Genomic DNA, 11,317 nt, shown 5'->3' on the forward strand with positions numbered 1-11,317 from the left:
GGGCTCTCCCGCCCGTGCCGCAACTGCGAATGCCTGTAGGGGTGTTGGCGCCGTCGCCCCGGTCGGAAGGGCCGGACGAATCCCAACTGCACGTCAGCGCAGGCCCGCTCCCTCCTGCGGCCACGCCGGGCTTCCCGCCTTCGGCCCGCCGCGCCGGCCAGGCTCGGCAGGTGCGGGGTACTCGGACAGGATCCGCCGCGCGCCCCCGGCCGGCCGGCAACCGTGGCTCCTGTCATAGGTTCCCGAGCACGGGAGAGCAGTAGGAGTTCACCAGCGGGGTGACACCGCACCCCGGTGGACTCACCCGCCTGCCCCCTCGCGGGCCTCGTGGGCGATGGGCGTTATGTATTTGCCTAATTGGTTTAGGTAAATTAGCCTGCCGATTATGAAGCAGCTGACCGAACCAGAGATCCGAGCCGCCTTCCTGAACTGCAGCAAGGGCGAGGCCAAGCGGCTGTTCGTCCCCCGGGACCTGGTCGAGCGGCCCTGGGGGGAGCTGGACTTCCTCGGTTGGCGGGATCCGCAGGCTCCCGATCGGGCCTATCTCGCCGCCGAGTCGGACGGGCGCGTCGTGGCCGTCGCGCTGCGCAGTCCCGGTGCCGCCGCGTGGCAGGGGCGGCGCAGCATGTGTTCGATCTGCGTGACCGTGCACACCGGTGGTGTGTCGTTGATGGTCGCCGCGAGGGCGGGCAAGGCGGGGAAGCAGGGCAACTCCGTGGGTGCCTACATCTGCAGCGACCTCGCCTGTTCGCTGTACGTCCGGGGCAAGAAGGACGCGGGCCCGGGGTCGGGTTTCCACGAGTCGCTCACCCTGGAGGAGCGGATTCAGCGGTCCGTCGTGAACCTCGCGGCGTTCGTCGCCAAGGTCGCGGCCTGACGGCGAGCGTCGACGACAGGTCCTGCACGGGAAGTCGATCCGGTCGACTTCCCGTGTGCGGCAAGGGGAGGGCCGGCACTGAATCTGTAGACCGGTCTGCAGATTTTCTGCGGGGCCGGACCGGGAGAGGCGGATGCTGACCTTGCTGAGTGCGCAGGAAGTCGATGTGGTCGACTTCCTGCGCGGGTGGACGGGCACCGGTCAGCGCTGCTGCGTAAATCGGTAGACCGGTCGGCATATTTTCCCGACGGCTGGTGCGAGCCGGTCAGGGTTTGCGGGCTACGGCGCCGTACATGCTGACGCGGTCGGCGTCGGGGGAGGGGGTGGTCTCGGGGCGCCAGAGGGGGACGGTGGTGACGCCCGGGGTGAGGACGTCGAGGCCGTCGAGGAAGGCGCGGACCTCGTCGCGGGTGCGGCCGACGAGGGGTGCGGTGGCCTTGTCGTAGACGCCGGTGACGCGGTCGCGGACCGCGGCGGGGATGAAGTCGGCCGTGCCGTGGGAGAGGATCAGGTGGCTGCCGGACGGCAGGGCGTCCAGGAGGGTGGTCACCACCTGGTAGGGCTTGTCCTCGTCGCGCAGGAAGTGCAGCACCGCGGCCAGGACGAGGCCGATCGGGCGGGAGAAGTCGAGGAGTTCCTCGCTCTCGACGGCGGCGAGTGCCGCGGCCGGTTCGCGCAGGTCGGCCTGGAGTACGGTGGTGCGTCCCGAGCCCGTTCCGGACATCAGTGCGCGGGCGTGGCTGAGCACGATGGGATCGTTGTCGACGTAGACGACGCGCACGGCCGGGTTGACGGCCTGGGCGATCTCGTGGGTGTTGCCGGCGGTGGGGATGCCGGTGCCGATGTCGAGGAACTGGTCGATGCCGAGGTCGGCGACGCAGCGTACGGCCCGGGTGAGGAAGCCGCGGTTGGCGCGCGCGGTGGAGCGGAACTCCGGGTTGGCCGCGAGGGCCTTCTCGGCCGCGGCGCGGTCGGCGGGGAAGTTGTCCTTCCCGCCGAGGTAGTAGTCGTACATCCGGGCCGGGTGCGGGATGTCGGGTCTCAGGTCGGCGGGGACTCCGGGTCGGCCGGGATCCCACATGCTCTCGTAGCCCACGGGCATGACCGTCGCCCCCATCTGTCGAAGATCTGACGATCTACTTGCAGCGTTCTTGGCGGACAGCTTAAAGCCCTGGTCAAGGCGGTGGAGGCGGATGGTCGGGTCGCCCCGGAATACCCCTTCTATGCCCGTTTCGCCCGCAGGTGGGCCCCGCGCGACCCCGGCGCCTCGCCGCGCGCCGTCCGCCGTCCCGGCGCAGGATGGGAGGTCCCGGCACCGTAGCGCCGGAGCGCTGCGACACGAGGGCGCCGGGAGACGGGAGGTCAGGGTCGTGGCGATCGACATGGCAGACATCCGGGAGTGGCGCGGCCACGCGGTGGTCGACGAGAAGAGCCACCGCATCGGCTCGCTGGAGGCCGTCTACGTGGAGACGGCCTCCGACCAGCCCTTCTTCGCCACGGTCGCGATCGGCCTGGCGACCCGGCGCCGGCTGGTGTTCGTTCCCCTGGACGGCGCGGTGGTCGGGCCGAAGTACGTCCGCGTCCCGTTCTCGAAGGGCCAGGTCAAGCAGGCCCCGTCGATCGGCACCGACGACGTCCTGCCCGCCGAGGACGAGCCCGCCGTGTTCGCGCACTACGAGCTCCCTTACGCCACGGGTGCCGGCGGCGAACGGCGCCTCGCCCGCCGCTGAGCCCTGAGCCCTGAGCCCTGAGCCCCGAGCCCTGAGCCCCGAGCCCGACCCGGGCAGGTCGTCGCGCTCAGGTCGGGCCGGGGTCGCGCCGCCGGTCGGCCCACATCGCACCCCCGGGGAATCGATACCCCACGGGGTACACTTGTCAGTCGACAGTCGATGTGAAAGGCGGCCCGGACATGCAGGTGGACGAGGAGTCGGTCGGCGCGGTGCTGAACCGGCTGCGCCGCGCCCAGGGCCAGTTGGCCGGAGTCATCGCGATGATCGAGGCGGGGCGCGACTGCAAGGACGTCGTCACCCAGCTCGCCGCGGTCTCGCGCGCCCTCGACCGGGCCGGCTTCAAGATCGTGGCCAGCGGCATGCGCCAGTGCATGGCCACCGCCGACGACGACACCCCGCCGATGAGCGAGGCCGAGCTGGAGAAGCTGTTCCTCGCGCTTGCCTGACCTGCCCTTGCCTGACCTGACCCTGCCTCACCTTGCCCGCAATGACTCGGCCTGACCCTGCCCGCAATGACCTGGCCGGGCCCTGCCCGCAATGACTGGCCGGCTCCGAGCTCGGCCGAGCAGCCGTTGCCGTACCGATCATGGAGTCCGTCGGTCGAACGGGAGTCTCGACCGGGTGATCGCGGGCCCTGCCCGGCATGGGGGCAGGGCCTGGCGGTAGGCGGGGAAAATCCAGGGGAGCGGGCGGCCGCGCGCTGATACGGTCGGGCGCCATGAGCTGGCTTCCCGATGACTTCGTCCACCCCGTCCTGGTACCGCTGCCGGGCGGTGGCCATCACCTGCGGCCGATCCGGGAGGCGGACGCCCCGCTCGACTATCCGGCCGTGATGGGTTCGCGCGAGCGGCTGTGGGCCATGTTCGGTCCGGCCTGGGGCTGGCCCGCGGCCACCATGACCTACGAGGCCGACCAGGCCGACCTGTTGCGGCACGAGAAGGAGATCGCCGCACACCAGTCCTTCAACTACGCGCTGTTCGACGCGGCGGAGACGGCTCTGCTCGGCTGCGTCTACATCGACCCGCCGGAGCGGGCCGGCGCGGACGGCGAGATCTCCTGGTGGGTGGTGGACGAGCTGGTGGGCAGCGAGGTCGAGCAGGCCTTCGACGCCCTGGTGCCGCAGTGGATCGCCACCGACTGGCCGTTCGAGCAGCCGCGCTTCCTCGGCCGCGGGATCTCCTGGTCGGACTGGCTCGCCCTGCCGGAGCATCCCGACGCGTAAGTGGTCGTCGCCCGTACCGGTCGGCCGTCCTGACCGATCGCCACCCCCCGGCACAGCCGCCTACTCCGGGTCGGCGTCCTCGTCGAAGTCCCGCAGGTGCAGCGGTGTCCGGGCCGGCCCGCCGGCCGTCAGCACCTCGGCGAGGAGCGGGGCCAGCCGTTTGGGGCGCACCGTCTCCGAGGTGGTGGCGAGTTCCTGCACGGTCCACCAGTGGTGCCCGTGCGAGGCCTCCGCGGGGTCGACCCTGGTGGCCGCGGCCTCCGCGGCGCTGAGGCGGACGAGGCGGTACTCCTCGTGCTGGTCGAAGGCCCGGCCGTCGACGCTGAGGTGGGTCCGCCGCGTCCAGAGGAGGGGGCCGAGCCGCTCGGCGGGCAGGCTCAGCGCCGTCTCCTCGCGCAGTTCGCGCAGGGCGGCCTGCCGGTGGTCCTCGCCGTCCTCCACCCCGCCGCCGACGGTGAACCACCAGCGGGCGCCCGGTCTGCGGGGGTCCCGCGCGCAGAGCAGGAGGAGCCGGTCGCGCTCGTCGACCAGCAGGACGCGGGAGGTCCACCTCATCGGCACCACGAGGTCGACCCTACCGGCCCGCCGGCGGCCGCGCGGCGCCGGAACCAGCCAAGCCCACCCCACCCCGGCGGCGCCTGCGCCCCGGAGTTCCCGAACCGCCCGATGTTCCGTCATGCGTCGTTCACGTCCCGGTCGCTGGCCTTCGGATGAATGAGGGCCGCCCGCAGTTGTACAGCCAACTGCGAGGCCTCCCTCCCAACCTCCGTGACCAGCCGCGCGCGGACCCGGCCGTCCCCCGGCGGACCGGCCCCGGGCGGCGGACAGGACAACCGTGGCCGCAGGCAGCGCCCTGACCCTCACCTCCTCCGCCAACCCCACCGAAGGCGACCGGCTCACCTTCCACTGGACCACCGACGCCCCCGACGCCAAGAACTGGGTCGGTGTCTACGACGGCACCCGCCAGCCCGGCACCGGCTCCTCCCTGCTGTGGAAGTACACCCCGGCCGCCTCCGGTGACGTCCAGCTGGACACCTCCGCGCTCACCGGCGGCCCGTACACCGCCTACCTGCTGGCCAAGGACGGCTACGGCGTGCTCGCCCGGACCGAGCCGTTCAGCTTCCGCCCGAAGCCGGCCGTCGTGCGCCCGCACGCCGCCGTGGACGCACTCACCGCCACCCCGGTCGCCCCCGGTGCCGCGCTGACCGTCAGGCTCGGCGGCCTCTGGTCCCGCCCGGCGGGCAACGCGGCCGGCACCGCCGCGTTCCGCAAGGTGAGCGGCCCGTCCTGGCTGAACGTCAGCACCGACGGCACGCTCACCGGCACCGCCCCCGCGGCCGGCGCGGCGGGTGCGGCCGGCAAGACCCCGGAGGTGGTGGTCATCGCCGTCAAGGACAGCGCGGTCAAGGACGGCACGGGCGCCACCGACACCGTCACCGTGCTCGTCCCCGTCGCCGACCCGGCCGCGCCGCCGCGCCTCAAGGCCGCCAGCTGGAACCTGCACGACGCGGGCCGCGGTCACACCGACGCGCTGGAGAAGCAGCTGCGCGTCGTGCTCACCCAGGGCCTGGACGTGCTCGCCCTCCAGGAGACCGCCGGCGAGCGCGCGAAGACCCTCGCCGACGCGCTCGGCTGGTACGCCTACCAGAGCCCCGGCAGTGTCGGCATCCTCAGCCGTCACCCGCTCACCGACGTCACCCCGGTGACCGCGGACCTCCCCGCGACCGCGGCCACCGTCCAGCTGCCGGGCGGGCGCACCGTCCGCTTCTGGGCCGCGCACCTGGACGAGGCCGGTTACGGCCCGTACGCGATCCAGGACGGGCGCAGCGCCGCCGACGTGACCGCCGCCGAGGCCGCCTCGCTCCGCGGCCGACAGGCGACGGCGCTGGCCGCCGCGGTGCGCGCCGACGCGGCCCGGAACGTCCCGGTGGTGCTCGCCGGGGCCATGTCCTCGCCGTCCCACCTGGACTGGACGGCCGCCACCGCCGCCGCCCACAACGGGGTCGGCGCGCTCGACTGGCCGGTCAGCAAGGCGCTGCAGGGCGCGGGGCTGACCGACGCCTTCCGGGAGGAGCACCGCGACCCGGTGGCCTTCCCGGGTGCCACCTGGTCGCCCACCCGCAAGCAGCGCGGTGACCGGCCGGAGCCGCAGGACCGCACCGACCACGTCCACTACGCGGGCCCGCTGAAGCTGGTCGAGGCGCACACGCTGGTCGCCGACTGGCCGCAGCCCGAGCCGAACACCGCCGCCAACGAGTGGCCCTCCGACACCGCCGCCGCCGTCGCCACCTTCCAGCTCTGAGAGGCCAGTTCGTGATGTCCGAGCTCTCCCGCCGCACCTTCGTCGGCGCCACCGCGGCCGTCGGCGCGACCGCCCTGACCGGCCTGGCGGCCGCCCCCGCCGAGGCCGCTCCTGCTCCCGCCCCCTCCCCGGACCGGCTCACCGGCACCATCAAGGACGTCAAGCACGTCGTGGTGCTGATGCAGGAGAACCGCAGCTTCGACCACTACTTCGGCACGCTCTCCGGCGTGCGCGGCTTCGGCGACCGCCAGGCCCTGCGCTTCCCGGACGGCACCGACGTGTTCCGCCAGCCCGATGCCGGGCGCAGCGACGGCGGGGCGATGCTGCCGTACCGGATGGACACCTCCAGGTACAACGCGCAGAACGCGGGCGGTCTGGCGCACGACTGGGCGACGGGCCACCAGGCCATCAACAACGGCGCCATGAACAAGTGGATCGCGGCCAAGGGCGAGCGGACCATGGGGTACTTCACCCGGGACGACATCCCCTACCAGTACGCGCTGGCCGACGCCTTCACCCTCTGCGACGCCTACTTCACCTCGCTCGCCGGCCCGACCGACCCCAACCGCCTCTACCTGTGGACCGGTACGGCCGGGCCCGGCCGCGACGGCACCACCGGGCCCTGGATCGACAACACCCCGGTCACCGACAACCCCGTCGCCGACTGGACCACCTACGCCGAGCGCCTGGAGCAGGCCGGCGTCAGCTGGCGGGTCTACCACAACCCCAGCAAGGACGACCGCACCGGCGACTACGACGACAACGCGCTCTCCTACTTCAAACAGTTCCACGCGTTCCCGCCCACGGACCCGCGGTACGTCAACGCGATGACCAAGTTCGACCCGGCGGACTTCGACCGGCACTGCAAGGACGGCACCCTGCCGACGATCTCCTGGCTGGTCGCGCCCTACCTGTTCTCCGAGCACCCGGAGGCCGGCCCGGCGTACGGCGCGCACTGGGTCGACCAGGCCCTGCAGTCGCTGATGTCCAACCCGGACGTCTGGCGGCACACCGTGTTCCTCGTGATGTACGACGAGAACGACGGCTACTTCGACCACATGGTCCCGCCCACCCCGGAGCCGGGCACCCCCGAGGAGTTCACCCACGGGCGTGCGATCGGTCTGGGCAACCGCGTCCCGCTCTGGGTCGTCTCGCCGTGGTCGCGCGGTGGGTGGGTCGACTCCCAGGTCTTCGACCACACGTCCGTGCTGCGCTTCATGGAGCTGGTGACCGGGGTCGCCGAGCCGAACATCTCCGCCTGGCGCCGGGCCGTCTGCGGCGACCTCACCAGCTGCCTGGACTTCGCCGCGCCGGACCACTCGATCCCCGAGCTGCCGGACACCACCGCGCTGATGGCCAGGGCCGACGCCGGGACCAAGCTGCCCGGCGTCGTCCTGCCCGCGGTCGGCGCCCAGTCGATGCCGGTCCAGGAGCGCGGCGAGCGGCCGCACCGCGCGCTGCCGTACCAGCCGTGGGCCGACGTGGAGGTGGACCGGACGAGCGGCAAGGTCGTCTGCACCCTGAGCAACGACGGCTCGGTCGCCTTCCCCTACACCGTCTACCCCAACATCGTGTTCCCGTTCGCGGGCACCCCGTACACCGTCGCGCCCGGCGCCACCGCCACGTACACCTGGGACGCGGCCGCCACCAACGGGCGCTACGACTTCACCGTCCACGGCCCGGACGGCTTCGTGCGCCGGTTCGCCGGCACGGTGGTCCGTGACGGCCGGGACGGACAGAACGACGTCGCCGTACCGATCGTCACCGCGGACCTGCGCGGCCGTCGGCTCACCCTGCAGCTCGTCAACGACGGTCTGACGGACCTCGCCTTCACGGCCGAGCCCAACGACTTCGCGGGGACGGCGCGGACGGTGTGGGTGCGGCCCGGCAAGCAGGTCGACGTGGCCTGGCCGCTGGACGGGCAGGGCCGCTACGACGTGGTGGTCACCGCCCACAGCGGGCGGCGCTTCGCCCAGCGCTACGCGGGCTGGGTGCACTGACCGGTCGGGTCCACGGACCGGCCCCGGCGCGCGGGCCCGCCCCGCGCGCCGGGTGTCACCACCAGCCGCACACCCCGGGGGCCGCGCACCCCGGGGACCGCACACCCTCCCGCCCCCGCGGCGCCTCGCCCGGGCGCTCCCGGCCGCTCCCGTGCGCGCGGGGCGCCGAACCGGTGACCCCCGGCCGTGGCTCGGCCACCCGGCCGCGGCCCGGGTCTACGGTCGGGCGCATGCAGAAGATCACCACCTTCCTCTGGTTCGACGACCAGGCCGAACAGGCCGCGACCTTCTACACCTCGCTCTTCCCCGACTCCCGGATCACCCAGGTCAACCGCTACGGCGAGGCCGGCCCCGGCGCCCCCGGCTCGGTGATGACCGTGGTCTTCGAGCTCGCCGGCCAGCAGTACGTGGCGCTCAACGGGGGCCCCGAGTTCCGCTTCACCGAGGCGATCTCGCTCCAGGTCGACTGCGAGGACCAGCAGGAGGTCGACGACCTCTGGTCCAGGCTCACCGCCGACGGCGGGCAGGAGGGCCCCTGCGGCTGGCTCAAGGACCGCTGGGGACTGTCCTGGCAGATCGTGCCGCGGGTCCTCAACGAGCTGATCAGCGGGCTGGACCGGGCCGCGGCCGACCGGGTCATGGCGGTGATGCTGCAGATGCGCAAGATCGAGGTGCAGCCGCTGCTCGACGCGGCCCGGGGCTGACGGCGCGCGACCGAGGTCCCGGGGACTCCGGGGGAGACGCAGGGTCAGCGCCCGGCCCCCACCGTCGGGCGCTCCCGTCCGCCCTGCTCCGGCCCGTCGCCCGAGCCGGCCGGCCGGCCCCGCCGCCGGGCCCGCCAGCGCTCGCCCCGCAGGAAGCGGCGCAGCCCGGCGAACCGGGAGAACCGCTCCCGGTTGGCCACCGAGGCCCGGTCCAGCTCCTCCATCAGCCGCCGGCCGCGGTGCTCCGGGTCCAGCTCGTCCAGGATCCGGTCCACCTCGGCCAGGATCGACCCGTGCAGCTGCCACGCCTCGGGGTGCTCCTGCACCCTGCGCAGCAGCACCTGGGCGACGTTCTCCCGGCAGCTCCAGGCCGCGGCCAGCTCGGCGGCCAGCCGCTGCTCCGCCTCCTCGGCGTTGCGGCTGACCTGCGTGGTCACCAGCACCGCGAAGCTCACCATGGCCCCGCCGACGTGCCCGAGCAGCTCCTCCAGGCCGACCGCCACGTCCGGGGGGAGCAGCCGTTCGCCGGGTGCCCGGCGTTTGGCCAGGTCCGTCAGCGAGCGGGCCAGCACCCGGATCACCACCACGCAGATCTCCAGGGTGTCCAGCCCGGTGCGCAGCACCAGCCGGGAGAGCAGCCCCTCGCTGATCCGCGGGTTGAGCCGCAGGCTGTCCTCGGCCTGGCGCAGCGCCGCGTCCACGTCGGCGATCGCCTGGTCGAGCCGCCGGGCCTCGTGCAGCCGCTCGGCGGCCCGGGCGACCGGGGTCGGGCGGCCCAGCTCCTCGGAGATGTCCAGCAGCAGGTGGCGGGCGCGCCGGGCGAGGTCCTCGATCGACTCGCCGGCGGTGTCCACCCACACCGGAGGGGCGAACAGCAGGTTGAACAGCAGGCCGACGGCGGCGCCGATGAGCGTCTCCAGCACCCGGTCCCAGGCCTGCGAGGCGAGTTTGGTGACGCCCAGGATCAGCATCGCGCTGATCGCGACCTCCTGGACGAACTCCTCGACCCGGACGAACCGGCCGACGACCAGCGAGGCGAGGATGATCAGCCCGAGGCTCCACCAGGAGAGCCCGACCACGGCGCTGAAGCCGATCGCGATCAGGACCCCGACCACCACCGAGTTGACCCGGCGGATGCTGGTCTTGAGCGTCGAGTAGACGGTGACCTGCACCACCAGCAGGGCGGTGAGCGGGGCCGTCAGCGGGGCCGGCTCACTGCTGAGCCTGGTCGCCACCGCGTAGGCGAGGGTGGCGGCCACCGTGGCCCGCACGGTCTGCACGACGAAGGGTTCTCGGGCGCCGCGGCGGACGAGGGCCGTCAGGGACTCCGGGAGAAGGGACATGTGGCCCTTCTTTCCCCGCAGCCGCCGTCCACACCGCCGGGCGGCCCGACGGGCACCCGTATGCCCGTTCCGGAGCCGTCCGGCGCCCTACGGAGCCACCCGGAGCCACCCCGCGGCGCGTCCCCGTGCTCCAGCCGGGCCGACGACTCGTCGGGGCCGACGGTTCGGCGGCCCAGCGGCCCAGCGGCCCGGCGGTTCAGCGGTTCAGCCGCAGCTTCCAGGGCGCCAGCGCGGACTCGACCTGTACCCCGATGCTCATCTTCGAGGCGCCCTCGATCCGCTCCTCGAAGCGGATCGGCACCTCGCGGATCGTCATGCCGCGCTGGACGACCCGGTAGTTCATCTCGACCTGGAACGAGTACCCGCTGCTCTGCACGCTCGGCAGGTCGATCGCCCGCAGGGTGGCGGCCCGCCAGGCCTTGAAGCCCGCGGTGGCGTCCCGGACGCCCAGGCCGAGGATGGTGTTGACGTACAGGTTGGCCCAGGCGGACAGGGCCTTGCGGTGCCAGGGCCACTCCGCGGCGGTGGAGCCGCCGGGGACGTAGCGGGAGCCGAGCACCACGGCGGTCTCGTCGGCGAGCAGGGCCTCCACCATGGCGGGTATCGCCGAGGCGGGGTGCGAGAGGTCGGCGTCCATCTGGACCACGACGTCCGCGCCCTCGTCCAGCGCCCGGGCCATGCCGGCCAGGTAGGCGCGGCCGAGGCCGTTCTTCTCGGTGCGGTGCAGCACGCCGACGGTGCCGCCGGAGTCCGCGGCGAGCTTGTCGGCCAGTTCGCCGGTGCCGTCCGGGGAGTTGTCGTCGACGACCAGCAGGTGCAGGTCGGGAACCGGGAGGTCCGCGAGGAGCCCCGCGAGGACCGGGAGGTTCTCCCGCTCGTTGTACGTGGGGACGACGACAACGACCTTCGGGGAGGCCTCGACCATGTTCTGTTCCCTCGTGCCCTCGCCGGCCGGCACCCGTGCCGCACCGGTCGGTCTGTCTGGACGACCTGCGCTGGATTGGACCGTGTGAGTGTATCCGTGCCACGGGGCTCCCCCCGCCCCGGGCGTCCCGGCCGACCCGGCTGACGGCCCGTCGGAAGACCGTTCGACCTCGATGCGTGTCCATGCCAGGCTGCCGCTGCCGTCCGACCGACCG

11 protein-coding genes are annotated in these 11,317 nt (G+C 73.1%); 7 read left to right on the top strand and 4 right to left on the bottom strand.

Annotation, left to right across the window (positions count from 1 at the left end; translation table 11 throughout):
- The first annotated feature begins 385 nt into the window (after nucleotides 1–385).
- Nucleotides 386–877, top strand: a complete 492-nt coding sequence (locus ACFYUY_RS12205) for an FBP domain-containing protein (RefSeq protein ID WP_360206207.1) — start codon at nucleotides 386–388, stop codon at nucleotides 875–877.
- Between the two features lie 265 nt (nucleotides 878–1,142).
- Here ACFYUY_RS12205 and ACFYUY_RS12210 read toward each other — a convergent pair whose 3' ends face one another.
- Nucleotides 1,143–1,958, bottom strand: a complete 816-nt coding sequence (locus ACFYUY_RS12210) for an SAM-dependent methyltransferase (protein ID WP_387900476.1) — start codon at nucleotides 1,956–1,958, stop codon at nucleotides 1,143–1,145.
- Between the two features lie 301 nt (nucleotides 1,959–2,259).
- Here ACFYUY_RS12210 and ACFYUY_RS12215 point away from each other — a divergent pair, with 301 nt between their 5' ends.
- The 3 genes from ACFYUY_RS12215 (at nucleotide 2,260) to ACFYUY_RS12225 (ending at nucleotide 3,829) form a co-directional block, all read left to right on the top strand.
- The gene (locus tag ACFYUY_RS12215; protein WP_360206573.1) at nucleotides 2,260–2,607 is read left to right on the top strand and encodes a PRC-barrel domain-containing protein; all 348 of its coding nucleotides are present in this window, start codon (nucleotides 2,260–2,262) and stop codon (nucleotides 2,605–2,607) included.
- Nucleotides 2,608–2,786: 179 nt separating this feature from the next.
- A complete protein-coding gene (locus tag ACFYUY_RS12220; protein WP_387900266.1) occupies nucleotides 2,787–3,053 on the top strand; it encodes a metal-sensitive transcriptional regulator in 267 nt (88 codons plus the stop codon).
- Nucleotides 3,054–3,325: 272 nt separating this feature from the next.
- The gene (locus ACFYUY_RS12225; RefSeq protein ID WP_387900267.1) at nucleotides 3,326–3,829 is read left to right on the top strand and encodes a GNAT family N-acetyltransferase; all 504 of its coding nucleotides are present in this window, start codon (nucleotides 3,326–3,328) and stop codon (nucleotides 3,827–3,829) included.
- A 60-nt stretch (nucleotides 3,830–3,889) separates the two neighbouring features.
- Here ACFYUY_RS12225 and ACFYUY_RS12230 read toward each other — a convergent pair whose 3' ends face one another.
- Nucleotides 3,890–4,384 (bottom strand): NUDIX hydrolase, encoded by a 495-nt coding sequence (locus tag ACFYUY_RS12230; RefSeq protein ID WP_387900478.1) that lies wholly within the window; start codon nucleotides 4,382–4,384, stop codon nucleotides 3,890–3,892.
- Between the two features lie 280 nt (nucleotides 4,385–4,664).
- Between ACFYUY_RS12230 and ACFYUY_RS12235 the strand changes: the two genes are divergently transcribed.
- From ACFYUY_RS12235 to ACFYUY_RS12245, 3 genes are all read left to right on the top strand, one after another.
- Nucleotides 4,665–6,131, top strand: coding sequence for an endonuclease/exonuclease/phosphatase family protein (locus ACFYUY_RS12235; RefSeq protein WP_387900269.1), 1,467 nt, complete (start codon nucleotides 4,665–4,667; stop codon nucleotides 6,129–6,131).
- Between the two features lie 14 nt (nucleotides 6,132–6,145).
- Entirely contained in the window at nucleotides 6,146–8,131 is a 1,986-nt protein-coding gene (locus ACFYUY_RS12240) for a phosphocholine-specific phospholipase C (RefSeq protein WP_360206193.1), read from the top strand.
- Nucleotides 8,132–8,361: 230 nt separating this feature from the next.
- The gene (locus tag ACFYUY_RS12245) at nucleotides 8,362–8,835 is read left to right on the top strand and encodes a VOC family protein (protein WP_360206190.1); all 474 of its coding nucleotides are present in this window, start codon (nucleotides 8,362–8,364) and stop codon (nucleotides 8,833–8,835) included.
- Between the two features lie 44 nt (nucleotides 8,836–8,879).
- On the opposite strand, the gene ACFYUY_RS12250 is transcribed toward ACFYUY_RS12245, so the two are convergent.
- Complete coding sequence (locus ACFYUY_RS12250) at nucleotides 8,880–10,178, bottom strand: aromatic acid exporter family protein (RefSeq protein ID WP_387900271.1); 1,299 nt, start codon at nucleotides 10,176–10,178, stop codon at nucleotides 8,880–8,882.
- 196 nt (nucleotides 10,179–10,374) lie between these two features.
- Nucleotides 10,375–11,103: a polyprenol monophosphomannose synthase gene (locus tag ACFYUY_RS12255; RefSeq protein ID WP_360206184.1), complete on the bottom strand. Its 729-nt coding sequence runs from the start codon at nucleotides 11,101–11,103 to the stop codon at nucleotides 10,375–10,377.
- Nucleotides 11,104–11,317: the final 214 nt, after the last annotated feature.

It is taken from the genome of Kitasatospora sp. NPDC004745, assembly GCF_042873275.1.
In the GTDB taxonomy this organism is placed as follows: domain Bacteria; phylum Actinomycetota; class Actinomycetes; order Streptomycetales; family Streptomycetaceae; genus Kitasatospora.